This window comes from Nocardia sp. NPDC050697 (assembly GCF_040654395.1).
GTDB lineage: Bacteria > Actinomycetota > Actinomycetes > Mycobacteriales > Mycobacteriaceae > Nocardia.
Genome location: NZ_JBFAHY010000004.1, coordinates 535,082 through 552,999 on the forward strand (window position 1 = coordinate 535,082; position 17,918 = coordinate 552,999).

A 17,918-nucleotide genomic window follows, 5' to 3' on the forward strand; every position below is an offset into this window, starting at 1 on the left:
CCGGCGGCGCACCGCCGGGCCGCGGCGGCTACTCGGTGACCGGCTCCGCCGCGATGTCCTCGAGCACCGCGATCAGCGTGCGCACCGGAACCCCGGTGCCGCCCTTGCCGACGTAGCCGAACGCGCCGCCCTGGTTGTAGGCCGGACCCGCGATGTCGACGTGCGCCCACTGCGCCCCCTCCGGCACGAACTCCTTCAGGAAGAGCCCGGCGGAGAGCATGCCGCCCCAGCGATGCCCGGCGACATTGGCGATGTCGGCGACCTTGGAGTTCAGGTCGGCGCGCAGCTCCGCCGGGAGCGGCATGGCCCAGCCGTTCTCGCCGACCGAGCGAGAGATCCGGGCCACCCGGTCGCGGAACTCGTCGGTGCCCATGACGCCGGGCGTGCGGGTGCCGAGCGCGACCATCTGGGCGCCGGTGAGCGTGGCGACGTCGATCAGGAACTCCGGGTCGTCCTCGCCCGCGCGCACGATGGCGTCGGCCAGGATGAGCCTGCCCTCGGCATCGGTGTTCAGCACCTCGACGGTGGTGCCGCCGTACTGGGTCAGCACGTCGCCGGGGCGCTGCGCGGTGGCGGAGGGCATGTTCTCGGCCATCGGCACCGTCGCGGTGACCGTGATCGGCAGGCTCAGCCGCGCCGCGAGCAGGGTCGTCGCGATGACCGCCGCGGCGCCGCCCATGTCCGAGGTCATGGCGTCCATGCCGGCGGCGGGCTTGATCGAGATGCCGCCGGTGTCGAAGGTGATGCCCTTGCCGATCAGCGCGACCCGGCGCGGCCCGCCCTCGTAGCTGATCCGGACCAGCCGCGGCGGCCGCGAGGAGCCCTTGCCGACGCCGAGCACGCCGCCGTACCCGCCCGCCTCCAGCGCCTTCTCGTCCAGCACCTCGACGGTGAGCCCGGCGCCCGCGGCGAGCAGCGCGGCGCGGTCGGCGAACTCGGCCGGGAACAGGTGGCTGGGCGGGGTGTTCACGAAGTCGCGCGCGGTGGCGACCGCCTCGGCCACCAGCCGGGCGCGGAACAGCGCCTCCTCGCCGAAATCGGGCTCGGGCACCAGCAGCTCGACCCTGGCCAGCGGGCGCTCGTCCCGCTTCGGCGCCGTCTTCGCCGAGCGGAACGGCGTGAAGGTGTAGGCGCCCAGGTAGAACCCCTCGGCGGCGGCGCCGAGGTCGAGCCCGGAGAGCGTGGTCGAGATCTGCTCGGTGCCGCTCAGCGCGCGCGCCGCGACCCCGGCCGAGCGCCGGATCTGCTCGGCGTCCAGCTTCTCCGCCGAGCCGAGGCCGACCGCGAGCACGCTGGTGATGCCGTCCAGCCCGGCCGGGGCCGGTACCCGGGTGAGCTCCTCCGCCTTGCCCTTCGCACCGACCGCGCCGAGCTGGTCGAGCAGGGTGGCGCGCAGCTCGACGCTCAGCACGTCGGTGAAGAGGTCGTCGGGCACGATCGCCGGGCCGTTCTCGGAGGAGGTCACACCGATGACGAGCACGTCGGTATCGGGGCCGAGAGCGGTGGTGCGAGCCAGTTCCGGGCCCAGCGGGCGATCAGCAGCAGCGGTCATGGGCACAGGCTACTGCGCGCGGCGGCGAGCCCGCCTGCTGGACGAATCGAGCGGCTAGGCTGCCTCGGGTGACCGACACCGAGCTGCTTCGAGGCCCCATCGACGCCGTGCACACCGAGCTGGGGGCGACCTTCGCGCCGTTCGGCGGGTGGCGGATGCCGGTCTCCTACGCGGGCACGGTGCGCGAGCACACGGCGGTGCGCGAGACGGTCGGGCTCTTCGACGTGAGCCACCTGGGCAAGGCGACGGTGCGCGGCCCCGGCGCGGCGGAGTTCGTGAACGGCGCCTTCACCAACGACCTGGACCGCATCCGGCCCGGCCGGGCGCAGTACACGCTCTGCTGCACCGAGGAGGGCGGCGTCGTCGACGACCTGATCGCCTACTTCGTCGGGCCGGACGAGATCTTCCTCGTCCCCAATGCCGCCAATACCGCCGCGGTGGTGTCCCGGCTACGCACGGCGAGCAGCGGCGGCGTCACGGTGACGGACGACCACCGGGCCTACGCCGTCTTCGCGGTGCAGGGGCCGCGCTCGGCCGCGGTGCTGGAAAGTCTCGGCCTGCCCGCCGATCTCGGCTACATGGCCTTTGCCGACGCCGAGTGGCGGGGCCGCGAGGTCCGGGTCTGCCGCACCGGCTACACCGGCGAGCACGGCTACGAGCTGCTGCCGCGCTGGGACGATGCCGAGCCGGTGTTCCGCGCGCTGCTGGATGCGGTGCGCGCCGCGGGCGGCCAGCCCGCCGGGCTCGGCGCCCGCGACACGCTGCGCACCGAGATGGGGTACCCGCTGCACGGCCACGAGCTCGGGCTCGACATCAGCCCGCTGCGGGCGCGCTGCGGCTGGGCGGTGGGCTGGGCCAAGCCGCGGTTCTGGGGCAAGGCCGCGCTGGAGCGCGAGAAGGCCGCCGGGCCGGCGCAGACCCTGCTCGGGCTGCGCGCCATCGATCGCGGGGTGCTGCGCCGCGGCCAGCGCGTGCTGCGCGGCGACGAGGTGGTGGGGGAGACCACCTCCGGCACCTTCTCGCCGACCCTGGAGCGCGGCATCGCGCTCGCGCTGCTCGACACCGCGGCCGGGCTGGAGCCGGGCGCGGAGGTCACCGCCGACGTGCGCGGCAGGCGGCTGCGCTGCGCTGTGGTGCGCCCGCCGTTCGTGGACGCGCGCCCCGCCTGATCAGCGCGCCCCGATAGGATCGGGGGCATGACCGCTGCTGCACAGTTCGCCCGTATTCCGCATCCCGCCCGCACGCCGGGGGAGCGGGTACAGGAGATTCTGGCGGCCCCCGGCTTCGGCCGGTTCTTCACCGACCACATGGTCTCCATCGACTACCGGGACGGCGGCTGGACCGACGCGCGGGTCGAGCCGTACGCGCCGCTGCAGATGGATCCGGCCACCATGGTCTTCCACTACGGCCAGGCCATCTTCGAGGGGCTCAAGGCGTACCGGCAGCCGGACGGCGGCATCGCCTGCTTCCGGATCGACGCCAATGCCGCGCGCTTCCGCCGCTCGGCGCGCCGGCTCGCCATGGCCGAGCTACCGGACGAGCTCTTCATCGAGTCGGTGCGCGCGCTGCTCGAGGTCGACGCCGGCTGGGTGCCCGCCGCGGGCGGCGAGGACTCGCTCTACCTGCGGCCCTTCATGTTCGCCACCGAGGCCGGGCTCGGCGTCAAGCCCGCCGCCGCCTACAAGTACCTGCTGCTCGCCTCGCCGGCCGGCGCCTACTTCCCGCGCGGCGTGAAGCCGGTGAAGGTGTGGCTCTCCACCGAGTACGTGCGCGCCGCGCCCGGCGGCACCGGCGAGGCCAAGGTGGCGGGGAACTACGCCTCCTCGCTGCTGGCCCAGGCCGAGGCCACCGAGCGGGGCTGCGACCAGGTGGTCTGGCTGGACGCCGTGGAGCGTGCCTACGTCGAGGAGATGGGCACCAACAACCTGTTCTTCGTCTTCGGCTCGGGGTCGGAGGCCACGCTGGTGACGCCGGAGCTCTCCGGCTCGCTGCTGCCCGGCATCACCCGCGACTCGCTCATCACGCTCGCCGCCGACGCCGGGTACCGGGTGGAGGAGCGGAAGGTCTCGGTGCGGGAGTGGCTGGACGGCGCGGCCTCCGGCGCGATCACCGAGGTGTTCGGCTGCGGCACCGCGGCGGTCATCACCCCGGTCGGCTGGGTGCGTTCGCCCGAAGGCGAAGTCGCCATCAGCGGTGGCGAGCCGGGCGAGGTCACCCTGGCGTTGCGCGACACCCTGACCGGTATTCAGCGCGGCACCTTCGCCGACACCCACGACTGGCTCTTCCGCTTCTGATCCGGGCGGCCCGGCGCTGCCGTCCGGAACGGACGGCAGCGCTGCCGGGAGTGTGCTGGGTTCAGCCCGGCATGAGCATGTGCCATTCGTCGAGCGTCTGCGGGCGCAGCACGTAGTTGTTCTCGCGCACCGCGGTCAGCGGCGCGCTCGGCTCCTGCGAGTACCAGTGCCCGGGATAGACCACCGGGTCGCCGCGCAGCCCGGCGAGGTGCCGCAGGCTGCGGAACATCTCGTCGGAATCGCCGCCCGGGAAATCGGTGCGGCCGCAACCGTCGACGAACAGCGTGTCGCCCGCGACGAGCCGATTCTCGAACAGGAAGCACTGACTGCCCGGCGTGTGCCCGGGCGTGTGTAACAATTCGATCTCGAAAGTCCCGACGCGGAGCTTGTCGCCGTGTTCGTGCCCGGTGAATTCGCTCTCCGCGATACCGGTGACATTGGCGACCCAGGTCAGCTCCGCGTTGTTCACGTGGACCGGGACGCTGGTCTTCTCCAGCAGTTCGCGCACGCCGCGCAGGGTGAAGCCGAGCATGGTGCCGCCCACGTGGTCCGGGTGGTGGTGGGTGGCGAGCACGCCGGTGAGGCGCAGGCCGTCGGCCTCCGCCAGGTCCGCGAGATCGCCCGCGGCATAGGCGGGATCGACGACGACGCACTCCCCGGTCTCCCGGTCGCCGATGAGGTACGCGAAATTCCGCATCTGCGTCGCGATCGGATCGCCGACGGCGAAATCCCGGCCGGACAGCAGCTGGCGGAAGTAGAGGCGCTCGGAAGACATGGCGTCCACCTTATTGTGCGACCCAGACGATGCGTGCGAGTCGGCCGGAAAATGTCCACTGACCCAGACTGTGGTGGTCGACACGTTTGACCGATGCCCGTTTGGAATAACGCGCGCTGATTGCCTGGCGGGTGCCGGAAACAAACGTGGGGGCGTGCCGGGTAATAGCTGAATTGCACTGGTCGCGGGGTAAATCTCCGAATTCCCGGCACGGTATCAGGCTCTCGGCAGGTTTCGCCGGCTCAGCCGAGGACGAGCAGGACGGCGGTGGCGGCGGTGGCGAATTCCACTGCCGCGCCGAGCACATCGCCGGAGAGCCCCTCGAAACGGCGGACGCAATGCTGCGTCAGCAGTGCTGCGCCGGCGAGCGCGGCCGCCACCGCCAGCGGACCGTGCCAGGGGGCCGCGCCGGGCAGCAGGGCGGCGGCGGCGAGGGTGGCGGCGACCCAGAGCGCGGCGGTCAGCGGGCGCTGGGTGGCGGCGACCAGGGTGCCGAAGCCGGTGTCCGGTGCGGCGGGGGCGCGCACGCAGGCGAGCACCGCGGCCACCCGGCCGGTGGCCACCGCGAGTAGCACGCCCGCCCAGAGCCCGGCCGCCGCGAGCTCCGCGAAGGCGAGCGCCTGGGTGAGCACGGCGAACAGAAGGGCGGCGGTGCCGAACGGCCCGATGCCGCCCTCCTTCATGATGCGGCGGGCGCGCTCGGGTGGGCCGTAGCAGCCGAGGCCGTCGGCGGTGTCGGCCAGGCCGTCCAGGTGCATGCCGCGGGTACCCATAGCCAGGGCGCCGACCGCGAGTAGTCCGGCGAGCGCCGTCGGCGTCCCGGCCGCCGTGAGCGCCCACAGGATCGCGGTGGCAGAGGCGCCGAGCAGGACTCCTGCGACGGGCGCCGCCGCGATGGCACGCCCCGCCGCCCTCCGGTCGATCTCGGCCGGCCCGCGCACCGGCAGCACGGTGAGCCAGGAGAACGCCAACCTGAGCCCGGTGATCACCGGACCGCGTCTCGGCGGCGGTCGAGGGCGGGCAGCTGTCGCCTTCCGCCGGTCGCCGCGCGCGGAGCCGCGGCCGGGATCGCCCGGTTCACTTCCGCAGGTTCGGGGCGGGAGCTGTAGCTTCGCCCCTGGTGCTGACGCCCGCGTCGCCGAAGGTCGCCATCTCGCCGAGGGTGGCGACGGCGGCGCGGAGCAGCGGGAGCGCGGCGAGCGCGCCGGAGGCCTCGCCCAGCCGCATGTCCAGGTCGAGCAGCGGCTCCAGCTGCAGGTGGCGCAGCGCCAGCCGGTGCGCGGGCTCGCTGGAGCGGTGCCCGGCCACCCACCACGCCTTGGCGCCGTCGGCCAGATCCTCGGCGATGAGCGCGGCGGCGGTCACCACCGTGCCGTCCAGGATCACCGGGGTGCGCCTGGCGGCGGCGCGGGCCAGGAATCCGGTGATGGCGGCGATATCGGCGCCGCCGCCGACCCGGAGCAGCGCCACCGGCTGCTGCTTGGCGACCGGGCGGGTGCGGCGCATGGTGTCCCGGATGGCGGCCAGCTTGCGGCTCCAGCCCGCGTCGTCGACCCCGGTGCCGCGGCCGATCGCGGCCACCGGCTCGGTGCCGGTGAGCGTGGCGATCAGCGCGGTGGCGGGGGTGGTGTTGCCGATCCCCATGTCGCCCGCGATCAGCAGGTCGGCGCCGGCGTCGATCTCCTCGTCCGCGATGGCCACCCCCGCCGCCAGCGCGGTGCGCACCTCGTCCTCGGTGAGCGCGTCCTCCCGGTCCACCGAGCCGCTGCCCCGGCGGACCTTGTGCGCGGAGATATCGGGTTCGGTGTCGGCGTCCACCGCGATATCCACCACCCGGACGGTCGCGCCCGCGACCGCGGCCAGCGCGTTCACCGCGGCGCCGCCGCCGAGGATATTGGCGACCATCTGCGCGGTCACCTCGCTCGGGTACGCCGAGACCCCGTGCCGCGCGACCCCGTGATCCCCGGCGAAGACCACCACCCGCGCCCGCTCGAACTGCGCGGGCGGGCAGGCGCTCTGGCAGGCCGCGACCCAGTTCCCCAGCTCCTCGAGCCGGCCGAGCGCGCCCGCGGGCTTGGTGAGCTGCGCCTGGCGCGCCACGGCGGCCGCGCGCACGAGGGCGTCGGGAGCGGAGACCGGTTCGAATCCGTGTGTCACTGTCAGCCTTTCCGCGTTCCGGCGCGGGCCGGTGGCCGCGCGCTGCCGCTCCATAGTGTCCGATGCGGCCGCCCGCTACTTCACCCGCATCGGAATCCCGGCCACCACCAGCACCACCTCGTCGCAGACCCGGGCCAGGCGCTGGTTCAGGGCGCCGATCTCGTCCCGGAACAGGCGGCCGGAGCGGGTCGCCGGAATCACCCCGAACCCGACCTCCGGGCTCACCAGCACCAGCCGGTGCCGGTACTCCGTGACCGCCGCGACCAGGGCATGGGTATCCGGCGCGACGGTGCCGCGGGGCGACTCCCAGGCGTCGAGCGCGTCGATCCTGGCCGTGAGCCAGGTGCCGATGTCATCGACCAGCGTCGCCGGGACCGGGTCCGCGAGGTTCCTGGCCTGGGCGGGAGCGCCGGGGTCTCCGGTGCGGGCGGGGGCCGGGTCGCCGAGTTGTCCGGCGAGGGCGGGGTGCGGGTCGCCGGGGTGTCCGGCGAGCACCGCGGCCAGGTCTGCGCCTTCCAGCACTTCCCAGTGCGCGGGCCTGCGCGCGCGGTGCCCGGCGATGCGCGCGGCGAAATCGCGGTCGGCGGGGTCGGGCACGGCGGTGGCGAGGTAGCGGACCGGGCCCGCGGCGCCCACCAGCTCCTCGGCGTGCGCGGACTTGCCGGAGCGCGCGCCGCCGAGCACCAGCGTGCGCGGCCCGGCTGGGGAGTCACCCATGCCGCGCAGGTTACCGGGGCTCGGTGCCGAACCGGCGCCGGTACTCGGTGGGCGCGATCCCCACCTGCCGCTGGAAGTGGTGCCGGAGCAGCGCCGCCGAGCCGAACCCGGCCAGCCCGGCGATCCGCTCCAGCCCGTCGTCGGAGTCCTCCAGCAGGTGCTTGGCGTAGAGCACGCGCTGGGTGGTGAGCCATTTCACCGGGGTGGTGCCGGTCTCGGCGGCGAACCGGCGGGCGAAGGTCCGGGTGGACATGCGCGCGCGGGCGGCCAGCTCCTCGACGGTGTGCTGCTGCTCCAGGTGCTCGCTCATCCAGGTCAGCGTCGCGCCGAGGCTGTCCGAGGTGCACTCGGCGATCGGGCGCTCGATGAACTGCCGCTGCCCGCCGTCGCGCTGCGGCGGCACCACCATGCGCCTGGCGATGCCGTTCGCGGCGGCGCTGCCGATCTCCCGGCGCACCAGGTGCAGGCAGGCATCGATCCCGGCCGCGGTGCCCGCGCTGGTGACCAGGTTGCCCTCGTCCACGAAGAGCACGTCCGGGTCGACGGTGGCGGCCGGGTAGCGGGCGGCGAGATCGTCGACGTAGCGCCAGTGCGTGGTGCACTTGCGGCCGTCGAGCAGCCCGGCCTCGCCCGCGAGGAAGGCGCCGGAGCAGACGGTGAGCACGATGGCGCCGGCGTCGGCGGCGGTGCGCACCGCGTCGACCAGCCGCGGGTCGAGGCCGTCGTCCAGCGCGGTCACCGGGAAGGCGGGGACGGCGACGAGATCGGCTCCGGCCAGCTGGTCCAGGCCGTAGTCCGGGGTGACGGTGACGCCGGGCGTGGAGGAGCGCAGCGGCCGCCCCGGGTCGGCGCCGCAGACCCGGAAGTCGAAGCCGGGCAGCCCCTGCTCGGTGCGGTCCAGCCCGAAGACCTCGCAGACCACGCCGAACTCGAACATGGCCATGTTCTGTTCCAGCACGACCGCGACCTTGCGCAACATGCCATCAGGGTAGCTGGCCGGATCTTGACGAACAATGTCAGAGCTGCCACTTTCGGCGGGATCTCAACGAGCGAAAAATTACTGCCATGATTGGTTTCCTGCTCGCCCTCGCCGTCGTCCTGCTGCTCGGAGCGCTCGTCGCCGCCGGCCCCGCCCGGGCCGGCTCCGGCGCCGTCCAGGATCGGGACGCCGAACGGTTCCGCGCCGACCTGGCGGCGCTCTCCACCCGGGTGGGTCATCACCGGTGACCCCGCCCCCGAACCAGAACGGCCCGCCGGTACACCGGCGGGCCGTTCTCGTGAGCTGGGGGCTCAGACCGGGTCGCCCGGGCTGAGCCGGGGCTTGGGCGCGCGCATCTTGCGGATCTGCGAGGCGCGCACGAAGGCGTACCAGCCGAGTTTGAAGCCGGTGTCGGTGGTGTCCGGGAAGCGCTCGCGCACCCGGTTGTTGATGATCCGGCCGAGGAAGACACCCTCCACGATCATGAAGGCCATCATCACCAGCATGGCCAGCGTGACGATGGTCTGCAGCCCCGGCGCGGCGAACATGGAGAGGATCAGCACCAGCGCCATCGGCATGAACAGCCCGACCAGGTTGCGCCTGGCGTCCACGATGTCGCGCACGTGCGCGCGCACCGGGCCGCGGTCGCGCGGCAGCAGGTACTTGTCCTCGCCGGCCAGCATGCGCTCGCGGCGGTCCTGGGCGGCGGCGCGGCGCTCGGCGGCGGCCACCTTCCGGTCGGCCTTGCTGCCGCGGGTCGCCTTGCGGCGGGCCCTGGCTTCCTTCGAGGTCAACGGGGCGGGGGCGACCGGGCCGCGCTTGCGGGCCTCGGCATCCCGGCGCCGGGGGGTGGGGCGGCCCTTGCCCGCGGTGGCGGCCGTGGCCACGGCGCCCGCCTCTGCGCTCGCGTCCGCCGTGGTGACGGCGGTCGCGTCGGTGGTATCGGACTCGCCACGACGGAACAACTTCACCCGACCAGGCTATTCGATGACACGGATCACGCGATACTCCGGTCCCGGGCGGCACGGGGGAGCCCGCGGGTGGCAAGATGGAATAGCGGCCCGACGAGTGGCGTTGAACCTGCCCGACCGGCACGATTCGGCGTGCATCGCTCGCGGGCGACCACAGCTGTCCCTAGGAGAGTCCATGACTGTGCAGAACGAGACCGCAACCGCCACCCACGGCGTGAAGCTGACCGACGCTGCCGCCGCCAAGGCGAAGGCGCTGCTGGACCAGGAGGGCCGCGACGATCTCGCGCTGCGGATCGCGGTGCAGCCGGGTGGCTGCGCGGGCCTGCGCTACCAGCTGTTCTTCGACGACCGCAACCTGGACGGCGACCTGACCGTCGAGTTCGGCGGCGTCAACCTCGCGGTGGACCGGATGAGCGCGCCGTACGTCGAAGGCGCCTCCATCGATTTCGTCGACACCATCGAGAAGCAGGGCTTCACCATCGACAACCCGAACGCCACCGGCTCCTGCGCCTGCGGCGACTCCTTCAACTGACGATCGATTGATACGGTGTGGGCCGGGACGTTCTGTCCCGGCCCAACGCCGTTGCGTGCCTCTCACGCAGGCCGCCTACCGTCGAAGGACTCCGCCTCGTGACCATCGCTGTCTCCGCGTCCATCGCGACCGACCACCTCATGCGTTTCCCCGGGCGGTTCGCGGACGCGCTCCTCGCCGATCAGCTCGAGCACGTCTCCCTCAGCTTCCTCGTCGACGACCTGCAGATCCGGCGCGGCGGCGTCGCGGGCAACATCGCCTACGCCATCGGCCAGCTCGGCGGTAATCCGCTGCTGGTCGGCGCGGTCGGCGCCGACTTCGCCGAGTCCTACCGGGGCAAGCTGGAGGCGGGCGGGGTGGATTGCTCCGCCGTCCGGATCTCCGAGTCCGCGCACACCGCCCGCTTCGTCTGCACCACCGACGACGACATGGCGCAGATCGCCTCCTTCTACCCCGGCGCCATGAGCGAATCCCGCGATATCGGCATCGGCGAGCTGGCCGAGAAGCACGAGTTCGACCTGGTGCTGGTCGGGGCCAACGATCCCGAGGCGATGCTGCGGCACACCACCGAGTGCCGCGAACTGGGGATTCGATTCGCGGCCGACCCTTCGCAGCAGCTCGCGCGGCTCGACGGGGACCAGGCGGTGCAGTTGATCGACGGCGCCGACTATCTCTTCACCAACCGGTACGAGTGGGCGCTGCTGCTGCAGAAGACCGGGCTCACCGAGGAGGAGGTCGCCGCGCGCGTCGGCATCCGGGTGACCACGCTCGGCGGTGACGGGGTGCTCGTCGTCGACCGCGACGGGACCACCATCGAGGTCGGTGTCGTCCCCGAGAACACCAAGGTGGAGCCGACCGGCGTCGGTGACGCGTTCCGTGCCGGGTTCCTCACCGGGCACACCGCCGGGCTCAGCCTCGAACGTTCCGCCCAGCTCGGGTCGCTGGTCGCGGTCCTCGTGCTGGAGACCATGGGGACCCAGGAGTGGGCCCTGGACAAGGTCGATGCCGTCGAGCGGCTCACCAAGGCGTATGGCCCCGAAGCCGCCGCCGACATCGAGCGGGTGCTCTGAACTCTTCTCCGTCCGGCGAAGGCGCTCCCGCTCGCGCGGGGCGCCTTCGCCTGCTTTCCGGGAGAAGGTGACGTGGGGGTGAACCCCCACACCCCCGCCCCTCCGGGGCGAAGCGTCGGGCCTCGCTGAATCCGGCGCGAGCTGTTGAGTCGGTGCAAGAGGTAAGCGGTGGGACGACAGCCCGGGAGATGGCGTGAGCCGCGGGGTCGGCGAGAGCTCGGAGGTTGGCGAGAGCTCGGGTGTAGGCGAGCCCGGGGGCGGACGATCACCCGGGGTGGGGTGACCGCCCCTGGGGGTGCGGGGGCGGAGCCCCCGTCATACGTCCCGCGAACTGCGGAAACCCCCGCGCTAGCGGGAGGTTTCCGCACCCGGACGAAAACCTAGAGCGAGACCGGGTAGCTCGGCTCCTGAATCTCCGGCTTGATCCGCTGCTCCACGAACACCCCGTGCCACACCATGAACACCAGCAAAGTCCACAGCCGCCGGCTGTGATCGGACCGCCCCTCGCGATGCTCGGCGAGCATCCGCGCGACAGCCCCCTTGTCCAGCAGGTGATCGGTCTGCGAATCGGCGATCTGCGCCCGCGCCCAATCGTGCAGCTCGGTCCCGCGCAACCAGTGCCGCAGCGGAACGGGGAACCCGAGCTTGGCCCGGTGCAGCACGTGCGGCGGGACCATCCCCTCCAGCGCCTGCCGGAGCGCGAACTTGGTGGTGTCGGGGCTGATCTTCTGCTCGTAGGGCAGCCCCTCGGCCGCCTTCAGCACCTCGGTGTCGAGGAAGGGAACGCGCAGCTCGAGCGAGTTCGCCATGGTCATCTTGTCGGCCTTGACCAGGATGTCGCCGCGCAGCCAGGTGAAGAGGTCGAGGTGCTGCATGCGGGTGACCGGGTCCCAGCCGCTGGAGCGCTCATAGATGGGCGCGGTGACGTCGCGGTGCGTCCACTCCGGCCGGAACTCGCGCAGCACCGAGCGCAGCTGCGCGTCGCTGAAGCTGCGCGCGTTGCCGTAGTACCGCTCCTCCAGGGTGAGCGAGCCGCGGTGCAGCAGGCTCTTGCCGCGGGTGCCGTCGGGGATGCGCTCGGAGAGCCGCCCGGCCAGCCGGCGCAGCCCGCGCGGCAGCCGCTCGAACGGCTTCAGCGAGAGCGGCTCGCGGTAGATGGTGTACCCGCCGAAGAGCTCGTCCGCGCCCTCGCCGGAGAGCACCACCTTGACGTGCTTGCGCGCCTCCTTGGCCACGAAGTACAGCGGCACCAGCGCCGGGTCGGCCACCGGGTCGTCCAGGTACCAGACGATCTCCGGGATGGCGGCGGCGAACTCGGCGGGCGAGACCACCTTGACGATGTGCCGCGCGCCGATCGCCGCCGCGCTCTCCGCGGCCACGTCGACCTCGGAGTACCCCTCGCGCTCGAACCCGGTGGTGAAGGTGATCAGGTTCGGGTTGTGCCGCATGGCCAGCGCCGCCACCGCGGTGGAGTCGATTCCGCCGGAGAGGAACGACCCCACGGTCACGTCGGCGCGCATGTGCTTGGCGACCGAGTCCTCCAGCGCCGCCGCGATCTCGCGGTACCGGTCCTGCGGGTTCCCGGTGAACGGCCGCACCGGGAAGCGCGGCTCGAAGTAGCGGGTGATCTCCGGCGCCGCGCCCGGCCGCACGGTGGCGTAGCTGCCGGACTCCAGCCGCCGGATATCGGCGTGCAGCGTCTCCGGCTCCGGCACGTACTGCAGCACGGTGTAGTGCTCCAGCGCGCGCGGGTCGAGCTCGTCGCTGAGGCCGAGCGCGGGCAGCAGCTCCAGCAGGCTCTTCTTCTCGCTGCCGAAGGCGGTGCCGCCGGGGCCGGTGGCCAGGAAGAGCGGCTTGATGCCGAACGGGTCGCGGGCCAGGAAGAGCTCGCCGGTCTCGGTGTCCCAGATCGCGAAGGCGAACATGCCGCGCAGCCTGCGCACCGCCTCCGGGCCCCAGTAGTGGAAGGCCGCGGCGATGGCCTCGCTGTCGCCCTCGGTGCGGAAGATCGGCTCGGCACCGAACTCGGCGCCGTGCGCGGCGGCCAGCTCCGCCCGCAGCTCCAGGTAGTTGTAGATCTCGCCGTTGAAGGTCAGCGCGTAGCGCTCGCGGTTCTCCGCCGGACCCCAGCGCAGCGGCTGGTGCGAGTGCTCGATATCGATGATCGAGAGCCGGTTGAAGCCGAAGATGACATGGTCGTCGTGCCAGGTGCCGCGCTCGTCGGGCCCGCGATGGCGGACGCAGTGCAGGGCGTCGTACACCCGCTCCACGGTGTCCGGTGCCGCCACGTCGGAAGTCAGAAAGCCGAGCAGTCCACACACGGTGTCGGCACCCTCGATTCGGTCGGCCGGGGCTGGTGCCCGGGGAAGTCGAAATGTTCTGCCCGAGTATGCCGCACCCGCGGGGGCGGCGCGGTGCGCGGACCGGCCCCGGGGGAACCTCCCGGTCACGCGTGTCGAAGCCGACCCGGCGGCGACCGGGGCGCCGGTTTGGTCTACGCTGCGTAGTACTCAGGACATTTTCAGGTGCCCTGAATCAGTCGGGATGTGTGGCGACCAGGAAGGCGTGAGCGTGGCGCACAAGGCGAGCGAAGAGATCGGGGCGCGACCCGCCGGGGGTCGGCGGAGCCGCGTCCTTCGCCGGGCCGGGCTGGTGGTGTCCCTCGGGATGACCGCCCTGCTCGTCTCCGGCTGCTCGATCGACAATGTTTGGCTGCGCTTCGGCTGGCCCTCGGGTGTCACCCCGCAGGCGGAGCGGATGCGCGAGCTGTGGACCTGGTCGGTCGTCGCCGCGCTGGCGATGGGCGTGCTGGTCTGGGGGCTCACCTTCTGGACCGTCGTGTTCCACCGGAAGAAGCCGGACTCCCCGGAGTTCCCCCGGCAGACCGGTTACAACGTGCCGCTGGAGCTCACCTACACGGCGATCCCGTTCGTGATCATCGCGGTGCTCTTCTACTTCACCGTCGTGGTGCAGAACTACGTGCACGAGAAGGTGCCGGACCCGGACGTCACGGTCGACGTGACCGCGTTCCAGTGGAACTGGAAGTTCGGCTACCGGAACGTGGACTTCAAGGACGGCTTCCGCTTCGACGGCATCGACACGGTGCGCGAGGACCAGGCGCAGGAGCAGCTCGAGGAGTACAAGGAGCGGGTCGACGAGGAGCACGGCCACCCGCAGCCCGGCCCGGTGCACGGCAAGCCGGCCAACGACATCCTCTCCTACCTGCACTACGACAAGGTCGAGACGGTCGGCTCCAGCACCGAGGTGCCGGTGCTGGTGCTGCCGACCGGCAAGGTGATCGAGTTCCAGCTCGCCGCCGCCGACGTCATCCACGCCTTCTGGGTTCCGGAGTTCCTGTTCAAGCGGGACGTCATGCCGAACCCCAAGGAGAACCACTCCGACAACGTCTTCCAGATCACCGAGATCGAGAAGGAGGGCGCCTTCGTCGGCCGCTGCGCGGAGATGTGCGGCACCTTCCACTCCATGATGAACTTCGAGGTGCGCGCCGTCTCGCCGGAGAAGTTCACCCGGTACCTCGAGGCGCGGCAGCAGGGCCGGACCAATGCCGAGGCGCTCGAGTCCATCGGCGAGTCGCCGGTGGCCACCTCCACCCGCCCGTTCGACACCGACCGCACGACGAAGACCGCGGTTGCGGCCGAGAGCAAGTGAGGGTTGATCTGACATGAGGATCGAAGCGCGCATCTTCGAGCTGCTCACGGTGTTCTTCATCATCGTGGGCGCCGTCTACGGCTTCTTCACCGCCCAGTCCCGCACCGGGATCGAGTGGGCAGGCCTCACCGCCATCGTCCTGACCGGCGGCCTCTCCCTGATCATCGGCACCTACTTCCGCTTCGTGGCGCGCCGGCTCGACCTGCGCCCCGAGGACTACGACGATGCCGAGATCGTGGACGGCGCCGGCGACCTGGGCTTCTTCTCGCCCAGCAGCCCGTGGCCGATCCTGCTCGCCGGCGCGGGCGCGGTGACCGCGCTCGGGCTGGCCTTCTTCCAGTTCTGGCTGATCGGCACCGGCGTGGTGCTGATCCTGGCCGCCGCGGCCGGGCTGGTCTTCGAGTACCACATGGGTCCCGAGAAGCACTGACCCGCCGAACGCGGAGCGCCCCACCGGTTTGTCCGGTGGGGCGCTCTGTTCTGTCCGGGGCTACTGCGTGGACTCGTAGCGCAGCGCGTTCTCCGAGCGGCAGATCTCGTCGATCTCGGCCACCAGGGCGCGCAGCTGCTCGGAGGGGAGCGCCGAGGGGCGCAGCCGGGCCGTGAAGGCGATCAGGCCGTGGTCGGTGCCCGGGAGGTCCCGGCGCGCGGTTTCGGCCCGCAGATAGCCGGAGCGGACCCCGTACGTCATGGCGGAGATGACGGTGAAGCAGCCGGTCTCCTCGCGCAGCCCGGCGAAGAGGTCGTGCAGCCGGTAGAAGACCGAGGCGTAGTTGGCCAGCGGCGCGAAGATCCCGACCCGGTAGGCCGGGCCGCGCTCGGCCGAGCTGATCACGGTGTCGGCCAGGTACTCGGCATCGCGCAGCGTGAGCACCTTGGGCGCGAACATGAGCGCGCCCGCGGCCGCGTTGCGCACCGGGGCGCCCGCCTTGCCGCTGGCGGCGGAGGCGATGGCGCCGAGCGACTTGCGGGTGCGGGTGCCGAGATCGCGCCGGGCGCGCAGCGAGCGGGTCGGGGTGGTGTGGTGCAGGCTCGACCACTGGCCGAAGCGCACCGTGCCCAGCTGCACGTGACCGGTGCCGACCGGGCGCGAGACCTTGAGCCGCGCCGTGTCCACCCAGCGGCCGACCTGCAGCACCGACTCGCCCGGGCTGCTGATCTCCGCGTGCGCGTGCTCGACGAAGGAGTCGAAGTCGAGGAAGCGGTCGGCGTCGGTGGTGAGCCAGGTGTGGTCCTTGTCCACCTCGACCACGTCCAGGGTGAGCGCGGTGATGATGCCCGCCCGGCCGCCGCCGCCGAGGATCCGGCGGAACCGCTCGGTGTGGTGGCCGCGGCCCGCGGTGCCGATCCGGCCGTCCGGGTCCACGTACTCCAGATCGGTGATCTGGTCGATGAACAGCCCGTGCCGGTGCGAGGCGGTGCTCACCCCGCCCACCGAGGCGAAGCCGCCCGCGGTGATATCGCGGTGGTCGCCCACGATCGGCAACCCGAGCCCGTGCGCTCCGAGCCTGCGGTCGATGTCGGAGAGCTTCGCCCCCGCCTGCACCCGCACCGTGCGCCGGCCCAGGTTGATGTCGAGCACCTGGTTCATCCGCCGCATGGAGACGACGGCGCGCTGATCCGGCAGCTCCAGCCTGTCCTCGACCGGCTCCCCGCCGCGCACCTCCAGCCGCTCCGCGCGACCTCGTGAATCCCGCACGGTGCGAACCACATCGGCGGTATCGCGGGGCAGATATTCTTCGGTGGCGGCGGCGAAGTGCGACGTGCTCATGGCACGAAAGTCAACCACAGCGCGCCCGCTCGCGCGCCCCCTACCGCCTGCTCCGCACCCCTTTCCCGCCGACCGGAATGCCCGATTCCGCTGTATCACGGTCACGTTCGCCCCCGGTGCGGTCCTCGGTGACGAACACGGCCATCAGTCCAGCCCCGATCGCGCCGACGGCAACCGCGATCCACGCCGCACCCCGAATGCCGACGAGGCTGCCCGCCGCGCCGCCGAGCACCGAACCGGACATCGCCGCGAGCGCCGTCAGCGTGCGGACGTTCAGCGTCACGCGGCCGAGCACCGAGGCATCGGCGCGGGCGGTCACCGCGGTGGTCAGCCCGACATTCCAGACCGAGCCGAAGAGTCCGAGCAGTGCCAGCCCGACCGCCACCACGACGGCGCCCGCGACCGGGCCGCCGATTGTCGCGCCGGTCGCGAGCACCGTCGATCCGGCTGCGATCCCGGCGAGCCCGATCCGGCAGACCGCGGGGCCGCCCATCCGCTCCGCCAGCGGCGCGCAGGCCAGTGCCCCCGCCGCCGCTGCCAGGCTGGCGGCGATGAAGACCGCGCCGTAGAGCGCTTCGGGGAGGCCGAGGGTGCGCAGCAGCAGAATCGGGAGCAGCGCCAGCAGCATCGCCTCGGCCACCGAGATCAGCAGTCCCGCGGTCGAGAAGCCGCGGAGGATTCTGATCTCGGCCAGGATGCGGAAGCCCGCGGTCACCTCACGGCGCAGGTTGCGGGATTGCGGTGGTGCCGTCCGCACCTCGTCGGGGCTGCGGATGAAGGCCAGGCAGACGGCGTTGACGAGGTACAAGGCGGCGTCGAGGAAGAGCGGCAGCGCGTAGCCGCCGAGCCAGACCAGCGCACCGGCGATACCGCGGCCGGTCGCCGAGCCGAGGCGCTCCCCCCCGATCAGTCGGGAGCGCGCGCTCATGATGGTGCGCTCCCCGATGACGGTGTCCAGGTGCGAGAAGTACAGCGCTTCGACCGCGAGCGAGCTGATCCCGAAGAAGACCATCACCGGCAGCAGCCAGTAGAAGCCGGCGACATCGAAGGCGACACCCAGAGCGAGCGCCGTCAGCACGGCGATCGAGACCAGGTCGAGGGTGATGAGCCGGCGCCGCTTGCGCCGCTGCCGATCCGACCACACCCCGACGAGGAAGCCGAGGGCGACGACGGGAGCCGCGGTCGATGCCTGGAGCAGGCCGATCTGCCACTCGGTGGCCCCGAAGCCCTCGACCGCGAGGATCGGTACGACGATCGCCGTCAGTGCCGAACCGAACGCGGTACTCACCTGTCCCAACGTGAACAGCCGGAAATCCCTGTCGGCGGTCGTCCTCGACGACATGCCGTAACCCCCTTCGTCGCGTGCAACCGGGGCAGGGGGCGCACCCCCTGCCCCGGCAGGTCCGGCTAGTCCGTGCAGGTCTGCCAGCT

At 72.2% G+C, this 17,918-nt stretch carries 17 protein-coding genes; 7 read left to right on the plus strand and 10 right to left on the minus strand.

Annotated features, from left to right (window positions below; translation table 11 throughout):
• Positions 1-28: 28 nt before the first annotated feature.
• Positions 29-1,552, minus strand: coding sequence for a leucyl aminopeptidase (locus AB0H71_RS18095; RefSeq protein ID WP_357021714.1), 1,524 nt, complete (start codon positions 1,550-1,552; stop codon positions 29-31).
• A gap of 68 nt (positions 1,553-1,620) precedes the next feature.
• Here AB0H71_RS18095 and gcvT point away from each other — a divergent pair, with 68 nt between their 5' ends.
• The gene (gcvT, locus tag AB0H71_RS18100; protein WP_357021717.1) at positions 1,621-2,721 is read left to right on the plus strand and encodes a glycine cleavage system aminomethyltransferase GcvT; all 1,101 of its coding nucleotides are present in this window, start codon (positions 1,621-1,623) and stop codon (positions 2,719-2,721) included.
• Between the two features lie 27 nt (positions 2,722-2,748).
• A complete protein-coding gene (locus AB0H71_RS18105) occupies positions 2,749-3,846 on the plus strand; it encodes a branched-chain amino acid aminotransferase (protein ID WP_357021720.1) in 1,098 nt (365 codons plus the stop codon).
• Between the two features lie 61 nt (positions 3,847-3,907).
• Here the strand turns inward: AB0H71_RS18105 and AB0H71_RS18110 are convergent, their stop codons facing one another.
• The 5 genes from AB0H71_RS18110 to AB0H71_RS18130 all read right to left on the minus strand — a co-directional run bounded on the left by AB0H71_RS18110 (position 3,908) and on the right by AB0H71_RS18130 (position 8,474).
• A complete protein-coding gene (locus tag AB0H71_RS18110; protein ID WP_357021723.1) occupies positions 3,908-4,621 on the minus strand; it encodes an MBL fold metallo-hydrolase in 714 nt (237 codons plus the stop codon).
• 242 nt (positions 4,622-4,863) lie between these two features.
• Entirely contained in the window at positions 4,864-5,607 is a 744-nt protein-coding gene (locus AB0H71_RS18115; RefSeq protein ID WP_357021977.1) for an adenosylcobinamide-GDP ribazoletransferase, read from the minus strand.
• 91 nt (positions 5,608-5,698) lie between these two features.
• Positions 5,699-6,778, minus strand: coding sequence for a nicotinate-nucleotide--dimethylbenzimidazole phosphoribosyltransferase (gene cobT, locus AB0H71_RS18120; RefSeq protein ID WP_357021725.1), 1,080 nt, complete (start codon positions 6,776-6,778; stop codon positions 5,699-5,701).
• A gap of 75 nt (positions 6,779-6,853) precedes the next feature.
• The gene (locus AB0H71_RS18125; protein WP_357021728.1) at positions 6,854-7,495 is read right to left on the minus strand and encodes a bifunctional adenosylcobinamide kinase/adenosylcobinamide-phosphate guanylyltransferase; all 642 of its coding nucleotides are present in this window, start codon (positions 7,493-7,495) and stop codon (positions 6,854-6,856) included.
• Between the two features lie 10 nt (positions 7,496-7,505).
• Positions 7,506-8,474 (minus strand): helix-turn-helix domain-containing protein, encoded by a 969-nt coding sequence (locus AB0H71_RS18130; RefSeq protein ID WP_357021731.1) that lies wholly within the window; start codon positions 8,472-8,474, stop codon positions 7,506-7,508.
• Positions 8,475-8,560: 86 nt separating this feature from the next.
• Between AB0H71_RS18130 and AB0H71_RS18135 the strand changes: the two genes are divergently transcribed.
• The gene (locus AB0H71_RS18135; protein ID WP_233016702.1) at positions 8,561-8,722 is read left to right on the plus strand and encodes a hypothetical protein; all 162 of its coding nucleotides are present in this window, start codon (positions 8,561-8,563) and stop codon (positions 8,720-8,722) included.
• Between the two features lie 63 nt (positions 8,723-8,785).
• On the opposite strand, the gene AB0H71_RS18140 is transcribed toward AB0H71_RS18135, so the two are convergent.
• Entirely contained in the window at positions 8,786-9,445 is a 660-nt protein-coding gene (locus AB0H71_RS18140) for a DUF3043 domain-containing protein (protein ID WP_357021733.1), read from the minus strand.
• A 175-nt stretch (positions 9,446-9,620) separates the two neighbouring features.
• On the opposite strand from AB0H71_RS18140, the gene AB0H71_RS18145 reads away from it, so the two are divergent.
• The gene (locus AB0H71_RS18145; protein ID WP_067655095.1) at positions 9,621-9,977 is read left to right on the plus strand and encodes an iron-sulfur cluster assembly accessory protein; all 357 of its coding nucleotides are present in this window, start codon (positions 9,621-9,623) and stop codon (positions 9,975-9,977) included.
• A 98-nt stretch (positions 9,978-10,075) separates the two neighbouring features.
• Complete coding sequence (locus tag AB0H71_RS18150) at positions 10,076-11,047, plus strand: carbohydrate kinase family protein (protein WP_357021736.1); 972 nt, start codon at positions 10,076-10,078, stop codon at positions 11,045-11,047.
• Positions 11,048-11,427: 380 nt separating this feature from the next.
• On the opposite strand, the gene asnB is transcribed toward AB0H71_RS18150, so the two are convergent.
• On the minus strand, positions 11,428-13,368 hold the full coding sequence (gene asnB, locus AB0H71_RS18155) for an asparagine synthase (glutamine-hydrolyzing) (RefSeq protein WP_357021739.1): 1,941 nt from the start codon (positions 13,366-13,368) through the stop codon (positions 11,428-11,430).
• A 346-nt stretch (positions 13,369-13,714) separates the two neighbouring features.
• Between asnB and AB0H71_RS18160 the strand changes: the two genes are divergently transcribed.
• Together AB0H71_RS18160 and AB0H71_RS18165 are read left to right on the plus strand one after the other, a co-directional pair.
• Positions 13,715-14,716, plus strand: coding sequence for a cytochrome c oxidase subunit II (locus AB0H71_RS18160; protein ID WP_357021742.1), 1,002 nt, complete (start codon positions 13,715-13,717; stop codon positions 14,714-14,716).
• A gap of 13 nt (positions 14,717-14,729) precedes the next feature.
• Complete coding sequence (locus tag AB0H71_RS18165) at positions 14,730-15,146, plus strand: cytochrome c oxidase subunit 4 (protein ID WP_357021745.1); 417 nt, start codon at positions 14,730-14,732, stop codon at positions 15,144-15,146.
• Between the two features lie 60 nt (positions 15,147-15,206).
• Here AB0H71_RS18165 and AB0H71_RS18170 read toward each other — a convergent pair whose 3' ends face one another.
• Both AB0H71_RS18170 and AB0H71_RS18175 read right to left on the minus strand, forming a co-directional pair.
• Complete coding sequence (locus AB0H71_RS18170) at positions 15,207-16,487, minus strand: FAD-binding oxidoreductase (protein WP_357021747.1); 1,281 nt, start codon at positions 16,485-16,487, stop codon at positions 15,207-15,209.
• A gap of 40 nt (positions 16,488-16,527) precedes the next feature.
• Positions 16,528-17,829, minus strand: coding sequence for an MFS transporter (locus AB0H71_RS18175; RefSeq protein WP_357021750.1), 1,302 nt, complete (start codon positions 17,827-17,829; stop codon positions 16,528-16,530).
• Positions 17,830-17,918: the final 89 nt, after the last annotated feature.

Coding starts and splice junctions, on each gene's coding strand:
- AB0H71_RS18095 (WP_357021714.1), bottom strand. CDS start 1,552: ATGACCGCTGCTGCTGATCGCCCGCTGGGCCCGGAACTGGCTCGCACC.
- AB0H71_RS18105 (WP_357021720.1), top strand. CDS start 2,749: ATGACCGCTGCTGCACAGTTCGCCCGTATTCCGCATCCCGCCCGCACG.
- AB0H71_RS18110 (WP_357021723.1), bottom strand. CDS start 4,621: ATGTCTTCCGAGCGCCTCTACTTCCGCCAGCTGCTGTCCGGCCGGGAT.
- AB0H71_RS18125 (WP_357021728.1), bottom strand. CDS start 7,495: ATGGGTGACTCCCCAGCCGGGCCGCGCACGCTGGTGCTCGGCGGCGCG.
- AB0H71_RS18130 (WP_357021731.1), bottom strand. CDS start 8,474: ATGTTGCGCAAGGTCGCGGTCGTGCTGGAACAGAACATGGCCATGTTC.
- AB0H71_RS18135 (WP_233016702.1), top strand. CDS start 8,561: ATGATTGGTTTCCTGCTCGCCCTCGCCGTCGTCCTGCTGCTCGGAGCG.
- AB0H71_RS18145 (WP_067655095.1), top strand. CDS start 9,621: ATGACTGTGCAGAACGAGACCGCAACCGCCACCCACGGCGTGAAGCTG.
- AB0H71_RS18160 (WP_357021742.1), top strand. CDS start 13,715: ATGACCGCCCTGCTCGTCTCCGGCTGCTCGATCGACAATGTTTGGCTG.
- AB0H71_RS18165 (WP_357021745.1), top strand. CDS start 14,730: ATGAGGATCGAAGCGCGCATCTTCGAGCTGCTCACGGTGTTCTTCATC.
- AB0H71_RS18170 (WP_357021747.1), bottom strand. CDS start 16,487: ATGAGCACGTCGCACTTCGCCGCCGCCACCGAAGAATATCTGCCCCGC.
- AB0H71_RS18175 (WP_357021750.1), bottom strand. CDS start 17,829: ATGTCGTCGAGGACGACCGCCGACAGGGATTTCCGGCTGTTCACGTTG.